Source organism: Kitasatospora sp. P5_F3 (genome assembly GCF_054049135.1).
Genome location: NZ_JBFUMY010000020.1, coordinates 1 through 18,359 on the forward strand (window position 1 = coordinate 1; position 18,359 = coordinate 18,359).

The 18,359-nt window shown below is 71.3% G+C and carries 16 protein-coding genes; 8 read left to right on the forward strand and 8 right to left on the reverse strand.

Translation table 11 applies throughout. The features are described 5' to 3' along the window. The 5 genes from ACXJMZ_RS15100 to ACXJMZ_RS15120 all read left to right on the forward strand — a co-directional run. A partial coding sequence (locus ACXJMZ_RS15100; RefSeq protein WP_457030541.1) for an alpha amylase C-terminal domain-containing protein occupies positions 1 to 945 on the forward strand: 945 nt, incomplete at its 5' end. A 158-nt stretch (positions 946 to 1,103) separates the two neighbouring features. Next, the gene (pta, locus tag ACXJMZ_RS15105; protein ID WP_457030542.1) at positions 1,104 to 3,224 is read left to right on the forward strand and encodes a phosphate acetyltransferase; all 2,121 of its coding nucleotides are present in this window, start codon (positions 1,104 to 1,106) and stop codon (positions 3,222 to 3,224) included. Next, positions 3,221 to 4,426, forward strand: a complete 1,206-nt coding sequence (locus ACXJMZ_RS15110; protein WP_457030543.1) for an acetate kinase — start codon at positions 3,221 to 3,223, stop codon at positions 4,424 to 4,426. Before pta ends, ACXJMZ_RS15110 begins: the two co-directional genes overlap by 4 nt. Positions 4,427 to 4,523: 97 nt before the next feature. After that, positions 4,524 to 5,954 (forward strand): pyruvate kinase, encoded by a 1,431-nt coding sequence (gene pyk, locus ACXJMZ_RS15115; RefSeq protein WP_457030544.1) that lies wholly within the window; start codon positions 4,524 to 4,526, stop codon positions 5,952 to 5,954. 139 nt (positions 5,955 to 6,093) lie between these two features. After that, positions 6,094 to 6,375 (forward strand): hypothetical protein, encoded by a 282-nt coding sequence (locus tag ACXJMZ_RS15120; RefSeq protein ID WP_457030545.1) that lies wholly within the window; start codon positions 6,094 to 6,096, stop codon positions 6,373 to 6,375. A gap of 772 nt (positions 6,376 to 7,147) precedes the next feature. Here ACXJMZ_RS15120 and ACXJMZ_RS15125 read toward each other — a convergent pair. The 3 genes from ACXJMZ_RS15125 to trxA form a co-directional block, all read right to left on the reverse strand. Beyond that, positions 7,148 to 7,741, reverse strand: coding sequence for a DUF6114 domain-containing protein (locus tag ACXJMZ_RS15125; protein WP_457030546.1), 594 nt, complete (start codon positions 7,739 to 7,741; stop codon positions 7,148 to 7,150). A gap of 113 nt (positions 7,742 to 7,854) precedes the next feature. Further along, complete coding sequence (locus ACXJMZ_RS15130) at positions 7,855 to 8,517, reverse strand: DUF6230 family protein (RefSeq protein WP_457030547.1); 663 nt, start codon at positions 8,515 to 8,517, stop codon at positions 7,855 to 7,857. Positions 8,518 to 9,049: 532 nt separating this feature from the next. Further along, positions 9,050 to 10,042 (reverse strand): thioredoxin, encoded by a 993-nt coding sequence (gene trxA, locus ACXJMZ_RS15135; RefSeq protein ID WP_457030548.1) that lies wholly within the window; start codon positions 10,040 to 10,042, stop codon positions 9,050 to 9,052. A 353-nt stretch (positions 10,043 to 10,395) separates the two neighbouring features. Between trxA and ACXJMZ_RS15140 the strand changes: the two genes are divergently transcribed. Then, the gene (locus ACXJMZ_RS15140) at positions 10,396 to 11,094 is read left to right on the forward strand and encodes a TetR/AcrR family transcriptional regulator (RefSeq protein WP_457030549.1); all 699 of its coding nucleotides are present in this window, start codon (positions 10,396 to 10,398) and stop codon (positions 11,092 to 11,094) included. Here ACXJMZ_RS15140 and ACXJMZ_RS15145 read toward each other — a convergent pair. Both ACXJMZ_RS15145 and ACXJMZ_RS15150 read right to left on the reverse strand, forming a co-directional pair. Then, a complete protein-coding gene (locus ACXJMZ_RS15145; RefSeq protein ID WP_457030550.1) occupies positions 11,091 to 12,077 on the reverse strand; it encodes an SDR family NAD(P)-dependent oxidoreductase in 987 nt (328 codons plus the stop codon). The genes ACXJMZ_RS15140 and ACXJMZ_RS15145 overlap by 4 nt on opposite strands. After that, on the reverse strand, positions 12,074 to 13,219 hold the full coding sequence (locus ACXJMZ_RS15150) for a UDP-N-acetylglucosamine--N-acetylmuramyl-(pentapeptide) pyrophosphoryl-undecaprenol N-acetylglucosamine transferase (RefSeq protein WP_457030551.1): 1,146 nt from the start codon (positions 13,217 to 13,219) through the stop codon (positions 12,074 to 12,076). The genes ACXJMZ_RS15145 and ACXJMZ_RS15150 overlap by 4 nt, the downstream gene beginning before the upstream one ends. 65 nt (positions 13,220 to 13,284) lie before the next feature. Between ACXJMZ_RS15150 and ACXJMZ_RS15155 the strand changes: the two genes are divergently transcribed. Next, the gene (locus ACXJMZ_RS15155) at positions 13,285 to 13,971 is read left to right on the forward strand and encodes a response regulator transcription factor (RefSeq protein ID WP_457030552.1); all 687 of its coding nucleotides are present in this window, start codon (positions 13,285 to 13,287) and stop codon (positions 13,969 to 13,971) included. Next, positions 13,968 to 15,320 (forward strand): sensor histidine kinase, encoded by a 1,353-nt coding sequence (locus ACXJMZ_RS15160; protein WP_457030553.1) that lies wholly within the window; start codon positions 13,968 to 13,970, stop codon positions 15,318 to 15,320. Before ACXJMZ_RS15155 ends, ACXJMZ_RS15160 begins: the two co-directional genes overlap by 4 nt. A 50-nt stretch (positions 15,321 to 15,370) precedes the next feature. On the opposite strand, the gene ACXJMZ_RS15165 is transcribed toward ACXJMZ_RS15160, so the two are convergent. The 3 genes from ACXJMZ_RS15165 to ACXJMZ_RS15175 all read right to left on the reverse strand — a co-directional run bounded on the left by ACXJMZ_RS15165 (position 15,371) and on the right by ACXJMZ_RS15175 (position 17,960). Next, the gene (locus ACXJMZ_RS15165) at positions 15,371 to 17,056 is read right to left on the reverse strand and encodes an acyl-CoA mutase large subunit family protein (protein WP_457030554.1); all 1,686 of its coding nucleotides are present in this window, start codon (positions 17,054 to 17,056) and stop codon (positions 15,371 to 15,373) included. Positions 17,057 to 17,130: 74 nt separating this feature from the next. After that, positions 17,131 to 17,406 carry a DUF3817 domain-containing protein gene (locus ACXJMZ_RS15170; RefSeq protein ID WP_457030555.1) on the reverse strand — a complete coding sequence of 92 codons (276 nt, stop codon included), beginning with the start codon at positions 17,404 to 17,406 and terminating at the stop codon, positions 17,131 to 17,133. 47 nt (positions 17,407 to 17,453) lie between these two features. Further along, positions 17,454 to 17,960, reverse strand: a complete 507-nt coding sequence (locus tag ACXJMZ_RS15175) for a MarR family winged helix-turn-helix transcriptional regulator (protein WP_057226754.1) — start codon at positions 17,958 to 17,960, stop codon at positions 17,454 to 17,456. Positions 17,961 to 18,359: the final 399 nt, after the last annotated feature.

An 18,359-nucleotide genomic window follows, 5' to 3' on the forward strand; every position in this document is an offset into this window, starting at 1 on the left:
GACTGGACCCCGAACCAGTTCGGTGGCCGGGAGAACCTGGACGCCGCCGCCTTCCTGCAGGAGATGAACGCCACCGTCTACCGGCGCTGCCCCGGCGTGGTCACCATCGCCGAGGAGTCCACCGCCTGGGCGGGCGTCACCCGGCCGACCGACACCGGCGGCCTGGGCTTCGGCCTGAAGTGGAACATGGGCTGGATGCACGACTCGCTGGTCTACATGTCCAAGGAGCCGGTGCACCGCAAGCACCACCACAACGAGATCACCTTCTCGATGGTCTACGCGTACTCGGAGAACTACGTGCTGCCCATCTCGCACGACGAGGTGGTGCACGGAAAGCAGTCCCTGGTCTCCAAGATGCCCGGCGACTGGTGGCAGCAGCGGTCGAACCACCGCGCCTACCTGGGCTTCATGTGGGCTCATCCGGGCAAGCAACTCCTGTTCATGGGACAGGAGTTCGCCCAGGGCGCGGAGTGGGACCACGAGCAGGGCCCGCAGTGGTGGGTGCTGGGCGAGGACTGGCCCGCCGCCGCCGAGCACCGGGGCGTGCAGCGCCTGGTCGCCGACCTGAACGGCCGCTACCTGGACAGCCCCGCCCTCTGGGAGCAGGACACCACCCCGGACGGCTTCCGCTGGCTGGACGGCGGCGCGGCCGAGGACAACGTGCTCTCCTTCGTCCGGTTCGCCGCCGACGGCAGCCCGCTGGTGGCGGTCTGCAACTTCTCCCCCGTGGTCCGGCACTGCTACCGGGTCGGCCTGCCCGCCCTGGACACCACCGACCAGCTCTGGGAGGAGACGCTGAACACCGACGCCACCGAGTACGGCGGCAGCGGCGTCGCCAACTCCCACCCCGTCAAGGCCGACGCCACCCCCTGGAACGACCAGCCGCGCAGCGCCGAACTGGTCCTCCCGCCACTGGCCACCGTCTGGCTCCGCCCGGCGAACTGACCCCCCGTCCGCCCCCGGCGGCCGGTCGAAAGGCCCGCCCGCCGGGGACGTTCGTCCCTTGCCTCGTTCGGATGGTCGCGTATGCGGACAGCCGTTCCCGGTGCGAATGTATGGTCAATGTGACCGTGCACTGAGGACGACCGGAACGGAGCTCCCACGTGGCGCGCAGCGTGTACGTGACCGGGATCGGCCGAGGGGACGGCCGGCAGGCCGTCGAACTCGGGGTCATGGAACTGCTCACCCGTCAGGTGGACCGGGTCGGTGTGTTCCGTCCGCTGGTCCACGCCCACGCCCCCGGCGAGCCGGGGTCGGACCACGTGGTGGAGCTGCTCCGCACCCGCTACCGGCTGGACCTGCCGACCACCGAGCTGTACGGCCTCACCTACGAGGAGGCGGCCGCGCTCCAGGCGGCGCAGGGGCCGGACGAGCTGGTCTCCGCCCTGGTCGACCGGTTCCGCGCGCTGGAGCGCAGGTGCCAGGCGGTGCTGGTGCTCGGCACCGACTTCGCCGACACCAACATCCCGGACGAGCTGGCCTTCAACGCCCGGCTGGCAAACGAGTTCGGCGCCTGGGTGCTGCCGGTGGTCGGCGGCCACGACGAGGACCCGCAGGCGGTGATCGCCGAGGTGCGCAACGCCCACCGGGCCTACCGCGACCTGGGCTGCTCGATACTCGCGATGATCGCCAACCGGGTCGCCCCCGGCGCCAAGCAGCAGATCCAGCGCACCCTGGCCGAGAAGCTCCCCCTCCCCGCGTACGTCCTGCCGGAGGAGCCGGCGCTCGCGGCCCCGACGGTGGCCCAGCTGGTCGAGGCGACCGGCGCCGAGCTGCTGCTCGGCGACGCGGCGGGCCTGGCCAGGGACGTCCGGGGCTTCGTGTTCGGCGGCGCGATGCTGCCGACCTTCCTGACCGCGCTGACCGAGGGCGCCCTGGTGGTCACCCCCGGGGACCGGGCGGACCTGGTGATCGGCTCGCTGGCCGCGCACTCCGCCGGTGCCCCGCCGATCGCCGGCGTGCTGCTGACGCTCGGTCAGCACCCCGGCCCGAACGTGATGGCGCTGGCCGCCCGGCTGGCCCCCGGCACCCCGGTCGCCGTCGTCCCGGAGGGCAGCTGGCTGACCGCCGCCGCGCTCACCCACCTGGAGGGCAAGCTCACCCAGGCCAGCCCCCGGAAGGCCGAGATCGCCCTCGGCCTGTTCGAACTGCACGTCGACACCGCCGAGTTGACCAGCCGGATCGAGCTCAGCCGGTCCGAGCGGGTCACCCCGATGATGTTCGAGCACGAGCTACTGGAGCGGGCCAGGGGCGAGCGTCGGCACGTGGTGCTGCCCGAGGGCACCGAGGAGCGGGTGCTGCGCGCGGCCGAGATCCTGCTGCGCCGCAACATCTGCGACCTCACCCTGCTCGGCGAGCCGGACGCGATCCGCCGCAAGGCCGCCGCGCTCGGCATCACGCTCCCGCAGGAGGGTGGCGACCAGGCGCAGGTCCGACTGGTCGACCCGGCCACCAGCCCGCTGCGCCAGCAGTTCGCCGAGCTGTACGCCAAGCTGCGCGCGCACAAGGGCATGACGGTCGAGCTGGCGCTGGACGTGGTCACCGACGTCTCGTACTTCGGCACCCTGATGGTCCAGGAGGGCATCGCGGACGGCATGGTCTCCGGCGCGGTGCACTCCACCGCCGCCACCATCCGCCCCGCCTTCGAGGTGATCAAGACCGCGCCGGGCGCGGCGATCGTCTCCTCGGTCTTCTTCATGTGCCTGGCCGACAAGGTGCTGGTCTACGGCGACTGCGCGGTCAACCCCGACCCGGACGCCCAGCAGCTGGCCGACATCGCCATCCAGTCGGCCGAGACCGCCGCCCAGTTCGGCGTCGAACCCCGGGTCGCGATGCTCTCCTACTCCACCGGCACCTCGGGTTCCGGCGCGGACGTGGACAAGGTCCGCAAGGCCACCGAGCTGGTCCGCGAGCTGCGCCCAGACCTGCTGGTGGACGGGCCGATCCAGTACGACGCGGCGGTCGACGCGCACGTCGCGGCCACCAAGCTGCCCGGCTCCGAGGTGGCTGGCCGGGCCACCGTGCTGATCTTCCCGGACCTCAACACCGGCAACAACACCTACAAGGCGGTGCAGCGCTCCGCCGGTGCGGTGGCCGTCGGCCCGGTGCTGCAGGGCCTGCGCAAGCCGGTCAACGACCTGTCCAGGGGGGCGCTGGTCCAGGACATCGTCAACACCGTGGCGATCACCGCCATCCAGGCTCAGAACGAAGGAACGGCCTCATGACCGACGCCACCCGGGTCCTCGTCCTCAACGCCGGCTCCTCCTCGGTCAAGTACCAGCTGATCGACATGGTGAACGGCGCCCGGCTGGCCGCCGGCCTGGTCGAACGGATCGGCGAGGGCAACGGCCGGCTCGCGCACACCCCGCGCGACGGCGACCGGCGGGAGACCGTCCAGGTCTTCCCCGACCACGGTGCGGCACTCAAGGCGGTGGCCGAGGAGCTGGCCGCCGACGGCCTCGGCCTGGACTCCCCCGAGCTGGCAGCGATCGGCCACCGGGTGGTGCACGGCGGCCGGCGGTTCACGGCGCCCACCCTGGTCACCGACGAGGTGCTGGCCGAGATCCGCCGCCTCGTCCCGGTCGCCCCGCTGCACAACCCGGCCAACATCACCGGCATCGAGGTGGCCCGCGCGCTGCGCCCCGACCTGCCGCAGGTGGCGGTCTTCGACACCGCCTTCCACGCCACCATGCCGGAGTACGCGGCCCGCTACGCGATCGACAAGGCGGTGGCGGACCAGCACGGGGTGCGCCGCTACGGCTTCCACGGCACCTCGCACCAGTACGTCTCGCGGGCCACCGCCCGGCTGCTCGGCCGGGACCCGGCCGAGCTGAACTTGATCGTGCTGCACCTGGGCAACGGCGGCTCGGCCTCGGCGGTCGCGGGCGGGGTCTGCGTGGACACCTCGATGGGTCTCACTCCCCTGGAGGGCCTGGTGATGGGCACTCGTTCGGGTGATGTCGACCCGGGGGTGATCTTCCACCTGCACCGGGTGGGCGGCCTGAGCATCGACCAGATCGACGAGCTGCTGAACCGTCGCAGCGGCCTGCTCGGCCTGTGCGGCGACAACGACATGCGCGAGATCATGCGGCGTGCGGACCAGGGCGACCAGGACGCGAAGCTGGCCTTCGACAGCTACATCCACCGACTGCGCAAGTACCTCGGCGGCTACTACGCGGTGCTCGGGCGGGTGGACGCGATCGCCTTCACCGCGGGAGTCGGCGAGAACGCCGCACCGGTCCGCGCGGCCGCCTGCGCCGGCCTCGAGGAGCTGGGCATCGCGGTGGACCCGGAGCTGAACTCGGTCCGCTCCGGCGAGGCCCGGGTGATCTCCCCCGAGTACGGACGGGTGACCGTCGCAGTGGTACCCACGGACGAGGAGCTGGAGATCGCGCAGCAGTCCTTCGCCCTGGTGCACGGAGCCTGACGAGACGTCAGTATCCCACCCCTCGGGATGCTTCGTCGGCGATCTCTCACCATTCGAGCGGAATGCACCCATAACACGAACGGATAGACTGACCGATATGCGCCGAGCGAAAATTGTCTGCACCCTGGGTCCTGCCACGGACTCCTACGAACAGCTGAAGGCCATCGTCGAAGCGGGCATGAACGTCGCCCGACTGAACATGAGCCACGGCTCCCACGCGGAGCACGAGGAGCGGTACCGCAAGGTCCGCCAGGTGTCCCAGGACACCGGCCGCACCATCGGCATCCTGGCCGACCTCCAGGGCCCGAAGATCCGTCTGGCGACCTTCGCCAACGGCCCGGTGACGGTCGACAACGGTGACGAGTTCACCATCACCACCGAGGATGTGCCCGGGGACCAGCACATCTGCGGTACCACCTACAAGGGCCTGCCGGGCGACGTGAAGCCCGGCGACCCGGTTCTGATCAACGATGGGGTCATCGCCCTGGAGGTCGTCAGCGTCGACGGCCCGCGGGTGAAGACCGTGGTGATCGAGGGCGGCGTGCTCTCGAACAACAAGGGCATCAACCTGCCCGGCGCGGCCGTGAACGTGCCCGCGCTGTCCGAGAAGGACAAGGACGACCTGCGGTTCGCGCTGGAGCTGGGCGTCGACATGGTCGCGCTCTCCTTCGTCCGGAACGCGGGCGACATCCACGACGTGCACAAGGTGATGGACGAGGTCGGCATCCGCGTCCCGGTCATCGCCAAGATCGAGAAGCCGCAGGCCGTCGAGGCGATGGAGGAGATCGTCCTCGCCTTCGACGCGATCATGGTGGCCCGTGGTGACCTCGCGGTGGAGTACCCGCTGGAGAAGGTGCCGCTGGTCCAGAAGCAGCTGATCACGCTGGCCCGCCGGAACGCCAAGCCGGTCATCGTCGCCACCCAGATGATGGAGTCGATGATCCACGCCTCGCGGCCGACTCGCGCCGAGGTCTCGGACGTCGCCAACGCGATCCTGGACGGGGCGGACGCGATCATGCTCTCCGCCGAGTCCAGCGTCGGCAAGTACCCGATCGAGACGGTCAAGACGATGAGCCGGATCGCCGAGACGGCCGAGGAGGAGCTGCTCTCGCAGGGCCTCCAGCCGCTCAACCCGGGCCGCAAGCCGCGCACCCAGAGCGGCTCGATCGCCCGCGCCGCCTGCGAGCTGGGCGACTTCCTGAACGCCGAGGCGCTGGTGGCGTTCACCAAGTCCGGTGACACCGCCCGCCGGCTGTCCCGCTACCGCTCGCCGATCCCGGTGGTGGCCTTCACCCCGGACGTCGCCACCCGCAACCAGCTCTCGCTGAGCTGGGGCGTCGAGGCGTACGTGACCGAGCAGGTGGAGACCACCGACGCGATGGTGGCCCAGGTCGACCAGGAGCTGCTGGCGCTTCGCCGCCTGAACGAGGGCGACACCGTCATCGTGACGGCCGGCTCCCCGCCCGGCATCCCCGGCAACACCAACATGGTCCAGGTCCACCACCTGGGCACCCGCGCGGCTCTCTGAGCCCCGCACAGTAGCAGTAACGCCTGTGGGGCGCCCCGGAGTTCTGCCGGGGATCTTCAGCGTGCCGCCGAACTGACCGGCCTGGACGGCCTTGGCCCCGGTCAGCGTCAGGTCGAGCGGGATCGGGACGGTGCTGAGCATGTCCCAGAGCCACTTCGGCAGGGTGTCCGGGGTGAGCGTGATCTCGCCCAGGTCGATCGGGATCGGCAGGCCGAGCACCTCGGCCAGGTGGCCGGAGAGGCTCTCCACGTACATGGTGACCGGGCCCTGCCGCATGGTCGAGGTCGACCCGGGCTTGCTCTTCACGTGGAAGGTCAGGCCGGGGATCTGGATCGTCGACATGTCGAGGTTCTCGATGTCCACGCTCGCGGTGGTGAACTTCAGCACCCGCTTGGTGCCGGTCGGGGTCTTCACGTCGTAGACGCCGTTGAAGACCGAGCCGTGCAGGGCGAGCCGGGTGGAGCGCAGGGTCCAGTTCTGCTCCGGCACCACGTGCCCGGGGGTGCTCTTGAGGGCCTTCACCGAGCTGGTGTCGACGGCGCAGTTCGGGTCGGCCGAGGGCGAGGCGGAGGCCGAACCGGCCGCCTTGGGCTTGGCCGAGGCACCCGAGGACTTGGCGCTGCCGCTCGGCCTCGCCGTCGCGGACGCGGTGGCGGACGGGACGGCGGCCGGCGCCACGGCCCGGGGTGCCACGATGATCGGGCTCGGCGTCGCCGTCGGGGCCTTCGAGGTCGAACTCGGGCTCGGCGTCGGTGAGTTGCTCGGCTTCGGCGGCAGCAGGACGTCAACGATGTCGTCGATGATGCCGTTCGGCCGGACCGTACCCCGGGAGGCACGCTCGGAGGCCGTACCGGACGGGCTCGGCGTGCCCACCGGAGCGGTGGCACTGGCGGAGCCGGCGGGCGCCGTGGGCACGGTGGCGGGGGTGGACGCCTCGGCGCCGGGCAGTCCCGGGGTGCCCGGGAGCGGGGTCAGCTCGCTCTTCGGGACCGGGATCTCCTCCAGCACCGTGTCCGGGGCGCTGGCGCAGTTCTTCGGGCTCTCCGCGGAGGCCAGCGTCGGGATCGCCCCCATCAGCAACGCGGTGGGGACGGCGGCCAGCGCGAACGCCCGGCCGCGCAGGCGGGAGCTGCGCCGCGGCGCGGCGTGCCGCGGGCCCGGCAGCCGGAGGTCGGCCGCCTCGTCTCGGTCGGTCACCGTTGCCCCTCCGGATCGGCGGCCTGCGGCTGGGCGGGCAGCACGTGGGTGTCGGCGGCCTGGACGTCCGCGACCTGGGCTTCGGCGGCCTGGGCCGGCTCTGCGGCGGCCGGCTCACTCCCGGCCGGCTGCTCGGCGGCGAACTCGGCGCCCTCGACAGTCTCGACGGCCTCGACGACAGGTTCGGGCTTCAGCGGCGCCCACGAGAGCAGCAGACCGCCGCCCACCAGGCCGAGCAGGAAGCCGATCAGGAAGCCGCCGAAGTTGGAGACCGGGATGGAGATCAGGCTCAGGATGGTGGTGGCCACCCCGCAGAACACCCGGACCAGCGGCTGGAACCACGCGGTCAGCCCGAGCGCGATCAGCAGCAGGCCGATCACCAGCGAACCCGCGCCGGCCGTGGTCGACATGGCCATCGTGAGCTGGCCGAGCTTCAGGTGGAAGTACGGGAAGTACAGGATCGGCCCGCCCGCCAGGATGGCCAGCAGCCCGCCCCAGAACGGTCGGGTGTGCCGCCAGGTGTGGAACCTCTCCCAGGGGGTCGCCTGGCCCTCCTGCTGGGGCCACGGGGGGACGGTAGCGCTGGACACGAGGCAGCTCCTCGGTGGTACTCGCAGGCGGGAAAGTCGGAGAGGGTACGGCCGGGGCGGTTGCCCGCCCCGGCCGTGACGATCGGTCAGTCAGGTCGTCCGGGGACGGACCGTCAGCCGGCCTCGGGCATGTAGCACTCGATGCCCGTGCCCGAGCCCTTCTTGATGTTGAGCTTCAGGCCGTTGAGCTTGAAGGTGCCCGCGGTGGTGGCCCACGCGGTCTGCTTGACGTCGGTCAGGACGGCCTCGTCGGCGGCCTGGGCGAAGCCCCGGGCGCCGGTGGGCAGCTTGCCCTGCTTGCGGACGAGGTCGATCGCGTCGCCGTCCTTGTGCCCGAGGGTCGAGGCGTCCTGGCCGATGTTGATGTTCTTGAACTCGGCGTCCGCCTTGAGCTCGGACACATCCAGGATCAGGTTCTTGGCGGTGACCGGCTTGGTCGGGTCGCCACCGGCGTTCAGCACCAGGGTCCAGTCGCCGAGCGGACCGAGGTTGGTCTTCACCGACTGGCACATGTTGTTGATGGTGGCCGTGTCGAAGGTCGAGATGGCGATCGGGTGCGGCGTGCCGTTGACCTCGAAGTCGACCCCGCCGAACTGGGCGAAGTTGGTGCCCTCCAGGCGCGAGGTGGTGACCTTGAAGTCCTGGCCCGAGACGCTGAACGAGGCGGCCAGCGCGTTGCTCGCGAGGCTCACACCGATGGCCGCGGTGGCGGCGATGCCGGGGACCATCACGAGCGCGAAGCGCTTCCAGCGGGTCTTGCCGAAAGTCTGGGACATGCGAGTCCTCCTTCTGGGACGTACATCTCCGGCCGTTCCCGGCGCGTCCCGCGCCGGCCAGGCTGGGATGGGAGAGAGCCACGTCCTCAATAGCGGCGACAACCTACGGCCACGCAGGGATGCGCGGCCGGAAAGGGACAGGACCCGCTTTTCTGGGATCTGCGGATACCCCCCTGCCCTCAGCCGCCGACCGGAGCCGGCAGCCACCCGGTGGGGACCTCTGGGGAGAGGACCGGGCGTCGCCGATCGTGCTTGAATCCCAGGCGAAGTACAAGAGGTTCGTTACTGACGAGTAATCCAACATCAGTAACCGTCGATCATGAAATCCGGCGATTTCTCACGGAGAGTGACGATCTGGCGGGTGGTCAGCTCGGAAACTCCGTGGCAACACCAGCGAAACACCCTCTCCTCGTCACCGATGGTGATGAGGAGAGGGTGTGGTCAAGATTTGATAAAGGCCCACGAATCCGCGCGCATTGTCGCCAAATCACCCACGGCACCGCAGGTCATCGGCCGTGCCAGCATTGGGCGTTCAGAACAGGACGCGGGCCAGTGCGGCCCGGGCCGCGCCGACCCTCGGATCCTCGGTGCCGATCACCTCGAAAAGCTCCAGCAGTCGCAGCCGAGCGGTGTCCCGATCCTCGCCGAACGTCCGGCCCACGGTGTCCACCAGACGCCCGAAAGCATCCTCGACATGACCGCCCACCAGATCGAGATCGGCCGCGTCCAGCTGGGCCGCGACGTCCTTCGGATCGCCGGCCGCCGCCGCCCGGACCGCCGCCGGGTCGAACTGCTCGACCCGGTACAGCAGTTGGGCCTGCGCCAGACCGAGCTTGGCCTCGGCGTTGCCGGGCTGGTCGGCCAGCACGTTCCGGTACGCCTGGACGGCGCCGCCCAGATCGCCCCGATCCAGCGCGTCGTGCGCGGCCGCCAGCGCCGGGTCCTCCGGCGGCAGCGCAGCGGCGGGGGCCTGGCCCTCGGGCGCACCTGCGCCGCCGACGATGCCGAAGCGCTGCTCGGCCACCGCGATCAACTGGTCAATGATCTTGCGGACGTTGGCCTCGTTCTCGGCCCCCTGGAACAGCGGGACGAGCTGGCCGGCCACCACGGCCATCACGGCCGGGATGCCCTGGATGCCGAACTGCTGGGCGATCAGCTGGTTGGCATCGACGTCGATCTTGGCGAGCACGATCCGGCCCGCGTACTCCTCGGCGAGGCGCTCCAGGATCGGGCTGAGCTGCTTGCACGGCCCGCACCACTCGGCCCAGAAGTCGACCACGACCGGCACCTCGGCCGAGCGCTGCACGACCTCGGCCTCGAAGGTGTCCTCGTTGACGTCGAGCACCAGCGGGTACGAGGCGGTGGGCAGGGCGACGCCGTCCGCCTCTGCGGCGGCGGCCTGGCGGGCCCGCTCGACCCTGGCCTGCTCGGCCTTCTGTGCGGCCTCACCGGCCGCCTTCACTGCGGCGAGATCGACCGCGCCGCGCAGGGCGGAGCTGTTGAGACCTGAATTCCGTGGCTGCATGGCACTATCCTCCCCCGTCCGCACCAGTGACGTGTGCCAACCGCCGGGAAAGGCTCGGGTGCCTTTCCGGTCCGGCGTCGGCGGGAGTCACCTCCCCGGTAGTCGAAGGAGTCCGGCGCGGATCCCCATCCGCGCCCCGCGCCCACCCGATCCCTGGGTCGGCGCGTGGTTGTCGCTCTATTCGCTACGAGTCGTAGCGTATCTGCATCCGGGGCCGGTGCCGCAAGCCCTGCCGGGCAACCGGGGACGTGAGCTGCCCCACTTTCGGGCGCCTCCCGGGTCCCGCTACCGCCGGTATGTCGCTACCGTGTGCAGCTCAAGTTACTCGCAGGTAAAAACCGCAAGGAGGCTCGGTGGCCCCCACCACCCGGCAGCCCACCGCCTCTGCCCCCGCCGCCCCGGCCGCGCCCGCGCCCGTCCGCGGCAAGGGCCGGCCCCGCAGTGCCGCCGCCGACCTCGCGATCCTGGACGCCACCCGCGCCGCGCTGGCCGAACTCGGCTGGGGCGGACTGACCATGGGTCACGTCGCGGCCCGGGCCGGCGTCGCCAAGACCACCCTCTACCGCCGCTGGCCGTCGAAGAACGAGCTGGTGGTGGACGCGGTGGCGAGCCTCTTCGACGAGCTCGAGATCGTCGACCTCGGCAGCCTGCGGGCCGACATCGAAGCCGTGGTGCTCAGCTTCGCCGAGCTGCTGGCCCGCCCGGAGACCCAGGCCGCCCTGCTCGCCCTGTTCGCCGAGGGCTCCCGGGACCCACAGCTCCGCCGCCGCATCCGGGAGCGGATCGTCGACCCGCAGAAGCACCTGGTCCAGCGGGGCCGGGCGAACGCCCAGCGCCGCGGCGAACTCGGCCCGGACCGGGACGAGGTGACCGCCGCCGAGGAGATCGCGATCATCTTCGACACCATCGCCGGCACCGTCGAGCACCGGATGCTGGTGAGCGGCGAACCGGTCACCCCGGAGTGGATCCACCGCTTCACCACCCTCCTGCTCAGCCCCCTGCCCGGCCTGTTGGCAGGCGCTCAGCCAGGCACCACCAGCGCGGGTGCCTAGACCTGGTAGCGGTCGGGAGCGAAAGCGTCCAGGTTGGCGGCGACCCAGTCCGAGGTGTGGCGGAGGCCCTCCGCGAGCGGCATCCGAGGCTGCCAGCCGGCCAGTTCGCGAGCCCTGGTGTTGTCGGAGAGCAGGCGCTCCACCTCACTTCCACTGGGCCGCAGCCGCGACGGATCGGCCACCACCTCGGCGTCCCGGCCGGAGGCGGCGATCAGTTGCCGGGCCAGGTCGCCGATGGAGATCTCGGTGCCGGTGCCCAGGTTCAGCACCTGGCCGACCGCGCGGTCGGCCAGGGCAGCGGCCAGGAAACCCTCGGCGGTGTCGGTGACGTAGGTGAAGTCCCGGGTCGGGGTGAGCGAGCCGAGCTTGATCTGCCGGGCGCCGGAGTGCAGTTGGGCCAGGATGGCGGGGATCACCGCGCGGGCCGACTGCCGGGGACCGTAGGTGTTGAACGGGCGGACCACCGAGACCGGCAGCTCGAAGGCGTGCCAGTAGGAGAGCGCCGCCATGTCGGCGCCGATCTTCGAGGCCGAGTACGGCGACTGCGGCTGGAGCGGGTGCTGCTCACTGATCGGCGCGGTGATCGCCGTGCCGTACACCTCGCTGGTGGAGGTGTGCACCAGCCGGGCGCCGTGCCGCAGGCAGGCCGCCGCGACGTTCTGGGTGCCGACCACGTTGGTCTGCACGTACGCCTCGGGCGACTGGTAGCTGTACGGGATGCCGATCAGCGCGGCCAGGTGGAAGACCGTGTCGCAGCCCGCCACCGCGTCCTGCACCCGGCCCGCGTCCCGGACGTCACCGGCGAGCATCTCGACCTGACCGGTCCTCAGATGGGCCGCCAGGTACCCGCGCTCGGCGTACGGCTTGTAGTGCACCAGCGCACGCACCTCGGCGCCGCGCTCCACCAGCAGGTCCACGAGGGTCGAGCCGATGAAGCCCTCTCCACCGGTCACCAGGACCCGCTTGCCGGTCCAGTCGTTCATGCCGCGCTCCTCGTCTCGTGCTGGTGCTGACGGACCGTCCGCAACACCTTTGCCGCCAGTAGGTCCGCCGCCTCGGCGTGCGTCCCCGGGTCGGCGGCCCGGCCCATCACGGCGAGCCGCGCCGGGTCCGCCAGCAGCGGTTCGACCAGCGCGGCCAGCCGGGCGGTGCTGCACTCGGCGTCGGGCAGCAGCAGCCCGGCCCCGGCCTCCGTGAGCACCCGGGCGTTGTGGGTCTGGTGGTCGTGCGGTGCGTGCGGGTACGGCACCAGCACGGCCGGTACGCCGACGCTGGCCAGCTCCGCCACGGTGGCCGACCCTGCTCGGCAGACCACCAGGTCGGCGGCGGCGTACGCGAGATCCATCCGGTCCAGGTAGGGGACGGCCTCGGCCACCGGGTTGGCGCCGAGCCGTGTCCGCACCGCGTCGAGCGCGGCCGGACCGGTCTTGACGAGCAGTCGGACGTCGGAGCGGGCCCGCCAGCGCTCGGCCAGTCCGAGGGCCGCCTCGGTGAGCCGGGCCGCGCCCAGGCTGCCGCCGTTGAAGAGCAGCAGCCGCGCGCCCGGCGGCACCCCGAGCCGGACCCGGGCCTCGGCCCGCAGGGCCGCCCGGTCGAGCCCGGCCACCACGCCGACCAGCGGCATGCCGACCGTCTCGGCATTCGCCCCGGACGGCAGGTGGTCCCTGGTCCGGTCGAAGGCCAGCGCCAGGTGCGGGGTGAGCCGGGCCGCGAAGCGGTTGGCCCGGCCGGGCACCGCGTTGGACTCGTGCACCACGCTGGGCAGCCCGGCCAGCCGGGCGCCGACGATCACCGGGGCACTCGGGTAGCCGCCCATCCCGACCGCGACCTGGGCCCGCTGCGCCCGGAGGATCTCCCGGCACTGCACGCCGGACTTCAGCAGCGCAGCGGGCAGCAGGTAGCGGCGCAGGCCGAGCGAGGCGTCGAACGGGATCATGTCCACGGTGTGCAGCCGGTACCCGGCGGCCGGGATCAGCTCGGTCTCCAGGCCGCGTTCGGTACCGACGAAGGAGATCTCCGCCCCCGGGTCGGCCCGGCGCAGCGCCTCGGCCAACGCGAGGCCGGGGTAGATGTGACCACCCGTGCCGCCCGCACCTATCACCACCGACAAGCTCTGTTCTGTCATGACACCAGAGCCTGACGAGGCGTAGTAAGAGAGTTCTAATAGCCGCATTTGCGATGCTTGTCCGCATGAGCAGCCCGCAGAAGGTCCTGGTGGTGGACGACGATCCGGAGGTCCGCGCCGCCGTCGAGGACGGCCTCGCGGTGTCCGGGTACGCGGTCCGGGGCGCCGCCGACGGACTCGCCGGGCTGGCCGAACTGACGGCCTGGCAGCCGGACGCCCTGGTGCTGGACGTGATGATGCCCGTGCTGGACGGGCTGGCGGTCTGCCGCCGGCTGCGGGCGCTGGGCGACCGCACCCCGATCCTGGTGCTGACCGCCCGGGACTCGGTCAGCGACCGGGTGGACGGCCTGGACGCGGGCGCCGACGACTACCTGGTCAAGCCGTTCGCGCTGGACGAGCTGACCGCCCGGCTGCGCGCCCTGCTCCGCCGGGCCGCCCCGGCGGAGCCCGAAGGCGCCTATGTCTTCGCCGATCTGACGGTCGATCCGGTCAGCCGGACCGGCCGCCGGGCGGGCCGGGCGGTGGAGTTCTCCCGCACCGAGTTCGCGCTGCTGGAGTTGCTGCTGCAGCACCCGGGGCAGGTGCTGCCGCGCGAGCTGATCATGGACCGGGTCTGGGGTGCCGACTTCGGCCCGGACTCCAACTCGCTGGCGGTGTACGTCGGTTACCTGCGCCGGAAGCTGGAGGCCGGCGGTGGACCCCGGCTGGTGCACACCGTGCACGGCGTCGGCTACCGGCTGGACACCCCGTGAGCGCACACGCCCGGTGGCGCCGCCGCCGGCCGCTGCGGACCCGGCTGGCGCTGGCCACCTCGGCCGCCGTCGCCCTGGTCACCCTCGGGGTCTGCGCCGCTGCCTTCACCATCATCCGCTACGAGTTGGTGCACCAGCTCGACCTGAACCTCACCCAGCACGCCACCCTGGTCCAGCAGCAGTACCGGGGCCAGGGCCCGCAGACCGTCTACGGCGAGTGCGGCTACCTGGCCGCCCCGGCCTGCACCCAGATCGTCCCCGCCAGGCCCGCCGACGACCCGGGCGTCCCGTACCTGCTGCCGGTCACCCCCGCCACCCGGCAGGTCGCGGCCGGGCAGCGGGCCGCGTACTACTCCGACGTCACGGTGAGCGGCCACCCGGCCCGGATGCTCACCACCCGCTTCGGCCCCGGGCAGGCCGTACAGGTCGCGCTGCGGTCCGACACCGTGCAGCAAGGCGTCAGGCAGGCCGGGGAGTTGATGGCGGTGGTGGCCGGCGCTGGCATCCTGCTGGCGGGCGGGCTCGGCTACGCGGTGGCCCGTACCGGCCTGGCCCCGGTGGCCCGGCTGACCGCCACCGCCGAACGGATCGCCGAGACCCGGGACGCCACCGTCCGGATCGACCTGCCGCAGGGCCGGGGCGAGGACGAAGTGACCCGGCTGGCCGGGGCGTTCAACACCATGCTCGGCGAACTGGAGCAGTCCGTCACCGCCCGCCGCCGACTGGTCGCGGACGCCTCGCACGAACTCCGCACCCCGCTCACCGCGCTCCGCACCAACGCGGAACTCCTGGGCCGGGTGGAGCAGTTGACGCCGGAGCAGCGGGCCCGCGCGACCGCCGGTCTGCAACGACAGCTGCGCGCGGTGACCGGCCTGGTGAACGACCTGATCGAACTGGCCCGGGACGAGGAGCCCCAGGCCCTGGTCGAGACGGTCCGGCTCGGGCCACTGGTGGCCCACTGCGTGGACACCGCACGCGGGCACTGGCCCGGCGTCCGGTTCGACCTGGCCGGCACCGAGGTCACCCTGGACGGCGTACCGGCCCGGCTGGCCCGCCTGGTGGGCAATCTGCTCGACAACGCGGCCAAGTTCAGCCCACCCGGCGGCCCGGTCGAAGTCGCCCTCACCACCCACGAGTTGACCGTCCGCGACCACGGCCCCGGCATCACCCCCGAAGACCTCCCGCACGTCTTCGACCGCTTCTACCGCGCCTCGGCCGCCCGCGCCCTCCCGGGCTCGGGCCTCGGCCTCGCCATGGCCCAACAGATCGCCAGGGCGCACGGGGCCACCCTCACCGCCGAAGCGGCCCCGGGCGGCGGCGCACTTTTCCGCTTCACCTTCGGAAGGTAGGGGCTCGGGGCTCTGCTGACGTTCGCAGTACCCCGAGCCCCTCGACGACCTCAGAACATCGCGGTCTCGTGGTAGATCCCCCACTCGTCGCGGAGCGCGTTGCAGATCTCCCCGAGCGTGGCCTCCGCCCGGACGGCGGTGAGCATCGGCGGGATCATGTTCTCCCCCGACCGCGCAGCGGCGAGCATCTCCGCCAGAGCGGCCTGCACCGCCGCTTCGTCCCGCGCCGCCTTCCGCGCCGCCAGCGTCCTGACCTGCTCGCGCTCCACCTCGTGGCTGACCCGGAGGATCTCCAGCGCGGGGGTGACGCTGCGCGGGTGGCAGTTGACGCCGACCACGCGCTTCTCGCCCTTCTCCACACCCTGTTGATAGGCGAAGGCGGCCTCCGCGATCTCCCCGGTGAACCAGCCCTCCTCGATCCCGCGCAGGATGCCCGAGGTCATCGGCCCGATCGGGTGGCCGTCCGTCGCCTTGTCCAGGATGCGCTCGAAGATCGCCTCGGCCTGCTGCTCGATCCGGTCGGTCAGCGCCTCGACGTACCAGGAACCGCCCAGCGGGTCGGCCACGTTGGCGACGCCGGTCTCCTCCATCAGCACCTGCTGGGTCCGCAGGGCGATCTCCGCCGCCTGCTCACTCGGCAGCGCGAGCGTCTCGTCCAGCGCGTTGGTGTGCAGCGACTGCGTGCCGCCGAGCACCGCCGACAGGGCCTCGACGGCCGTCCGCACCACGTTGTTGTACGGCTGCTGGGCCGTCAGCGACACGCCCGCCGTCTGGGTGTGGAACCGCAGCCACTGCGCCTTGTCGGTCTTCGCGCCGTACCGCTCCTTCATCCAGCGGGCCCAGATCCGGCGTGCGGCACGGAACTTGGCGATCTCCTCGAAGAAGTCCAGGTGCGCGTCGAAGAAGAACGAGAGCCCGGGCGCGAAGACGTCGACGTCGAGGCCCCGGGACAGCCCGAGCTCCACGTACCCGAAGCCGTCCGCCAGCGTGTAGGCGAGCTCCTGCGCGGCCGTGGCTCCGGCCTCCCGGATGTGGTAGCCGGAGACCGAGAGCGGCTTGTACGCGGGGATGCCAGTCGCGCAGTACTCCATCAGGTCGCCGATCAGGCGCAGGTGCGGCTCGGGAGCGAACAGCCACTCCTTCTGCGCGATGTACTCCTTGAAGATGTCGGTCTGCAGCGTGCCGTTGAGCACCGCCGGGTCGACGCCCTGGCGCTCGGCCGCCACCAGGTACATGCAGAAGACCGGCACCGCCGGGCCGCTGATGGTCATCGAGGTGGTGACCTCGCCGAGCGGGATGCCGTGGAACAGCACCTCCATGTCGGCGGCGGAGTCGATCGCCACGCCGCAGTGGCCGACCTCACCGAGCGACTTGGCGTCGTCGGAGTCGTAGCCCATCAGGGTCGGCATGTCGAAGGCGACCGAGAGGCCGCCACCGCCGGAGTCCAGGATCATCCGGTAGCGCTCGTTGGTCTGCTCGGCGTTGCCGAAGCCGGCGAACTGGCGGATGGTCCACGTCCGCCCCCGGTAGCCGGTGGCGTGCAGGCCGCGGGTGTACGGGTACTCCCCCGGCCAGCCGATCCGCTCGAAGCCCTCGTACGGCTGCCCGGCGGGCGGGCCGTACATCGGCTCCACCTCGTCACCGCTCAGGGTGGTGAAGTCGGCCTCACGCTTTCGGGCCTTGTCGTACCGCTGTTGCCAGCGAGCACGGCCGGCCTCGATCTCCTCGGCGTCCATCAGACTCCGACTCCACTCCGTTGCGGCCGCTGCCTTGTGGGTGCGGGACCAGTTACTGCTTGGGTGCTGTCAATTTACTCGGACGTCCTAGTATCTGTCGATGGTGGCCCGAAGACGGAGAGGCGCCCCTCCCGTGTCGGGAGGCACTTCGCCTTGGTGCCGAGGTCGAAGGCGAAGACCAGGTAGACCACGTACAGCCAGCCGTGCGCCATGCCGACCACCTTGGTGAAATCGGCCGCACCCGACAGGTCCAGCGCGTACTTGCCGATCACGCCCAGGGTCAGCATGACCAGCAGGACACCCGTCACATACGCCAGGACCCGGTAGCGGGTCAGCACACTCTGCTTCATGGCATCGAGGGTAACCGCCCTTACCGGACACCCCGACCACAGGGCTGTCACTGCCGGAAGTCGCCCGCAGCCACCCGGAGCGGGCGCAGCACGTCGAAGATCTGCCGGCACTGCTCCTCGTCGTAGCCCTCCAGACCGAAGTCCATCGCCATCAGGTCCCGGGTGGCCTGCTCGACCGCCTCCCGGCCCCGGTCGGTGATCGCGGCCAGTACGCCGCGACCGTCCAGCGGGTTGGGGCGGCGAGCCACCAGGCCGGCCCGCTCCAGCCGGTCGACGGTGTTGGTGACGCTGGTCGGATGCACCATCAGCCGCTCGCCGATCTTGGAGAGCGAGAGCTCGCCGGTCCGGCTGAAGGTGAGCAGCACCAGCGCCTCGTACCGGGCGAAGGTCAGCCCGTACGGCTTGACCACGGCATCCACCCGGCCGAGCAGGATCTGATGGGCGCGCATCACCGAGGTGATGGCCGACATCGAGGGAACGCCGCCCCAGCGGCTGGTCCAGAGTTCATCGGCGCGGGCGATCGGGTCGAATTCGAGAGCTAGGGGCTTGGCCACCCCTCCACCGTACCGGCGGCCCCGGCGGCGGGTAGCAGGTGTCCACGTTGGCGGACAAGGGGGCGTCCTGGCGGAGTTCCGCCACCGCCCATTGCGGGGCATACCGGGACAGTCGGACTACTCACCGGTTCGACAACTTCCCTACTGCTCACGGGAGTTGCCGGATCTCGACCATCGGGCCGAATCGAATACCGTCGAATCCCGCCACCGCCGCCCGATTCCATGGGATATGTCGGAGTTTCCATGCGGACGATCCGGCCATCCCCGGAGCCCGGCCCGGTGGCGAGAGCTGGCCAACTCTGGTCCGAGACCTGTCATTTCATCAGGTGCATTGTCATGCTTCTGGCCAGCCCCGTCACGGCACCGGCCGCCCCACCCACATCCGGCCGGATGCCGCTT